1 protein-coding gene is annotated in these 1,052 nt (G+C 56.9%); it reads left to right on the forward strand.

The window, feature by feature from the left end:
* A partial coding sequence (locus JCM12296_RS35095; protein WP_172684279.1) for a phage major capsid protein occupies positions 1–1,052 on the forward strand: 1,052 nt, incomplete at both ends.

Genomic DNA, 1,052 nt, shown 5'->3' on the forward strand with positions numbered 1-1,052 from the left:
GCAACGCCCAGCCGCCGAATCAGCGGGCGGCCGTCATCGGCATGAGCCAGCGGGACATGGCAAATTATGACCTGGGCAAGGCGCTTCGGGCTGTTGCCTTTGGCCCCAAAGATCCCAAGTATATTCGCGAAGCCGCTTTCGAGCTTGAATGTTCCGAAGCGGCAGAAAAGCGCGAAGGGCGTGCAGCACGTGGAATCCTACTTCCACACGACATGCTGGTGCAACGTACATTGACCGCCGGTACCGCCACCGATGGTGCCGAGCTTGTGGCCGAGAATTTGCTGGCCGGCAGTTTTGTTGATGTTCTTCGCAACCAGTCGGCAACCCTTTCCATGGGAGCAACGATGCTTAACGGACTGGTTGGTGACGTCAAGATACCACGTAAAACCAGTGGGGCAACCGCTGCATGGATCGGCACCGAAGGCGGCGACGCGGCGAACAGCGAGGCGCAGTTTGACCAAATCAGCCTGGTTCCGAAGACGTCCGGGGTTTATTCGGATATTACGCGCCAGTTGCTTTTGCAGGGTACGCCGTCGATACAACAAATCGTCATGAATGACATCGCTATAGGCATGGTGACGACCATCGATTGCGCGGCGCTGTATGGATCCGGCGCCAGTGGGCAGCCACTCGGAATTGCAAACCAGACCGGCATCAATGCGCCCACGGCCTTTGCAGCGGCCACGCCGACATGGGCCGAGGTAGTGGGCATGGAAAGCTCCGTTGCAGTCGACAACGCCCTGCGCGGCAGCCTTGGCTACATCATTCCTCCGGCCATGTGTGGTTCGCTCAAAACCTCGCCGAAAATCACCGGATACCCGACCTTTATCATGGATAATAATGATCGGCTGAATGGTTACAAGTGCAATGTGACCAATCAGGTAAATTCCGGCGATGTATTTTTCGGCGCGTGGCAAGATTTGGTCATTGGGTTCTGGGGTGGCTTGGATATTTTGGTCGACCCGTACACCAACAGCCTGTCCGGCACCGTTCGAATCGTGGCGCATCAGTCGTGTGATATCGCTGTTCGCCACCCGGTTTCGTTCGCTTTC

The sequence above is a fragment of the Desulfosarcina cetonica JCM 12296 genome (assembly GCF_001311845.1).
In the GTDB taxonomy this organism is placed as follows: domain Bacteria; phylum Desulfobacterota; class Desulfobacteria; order Desulfobacterales; family Desulfosarcinaceae; genus Desulfosarcina; species Desulfosarcina cetonica.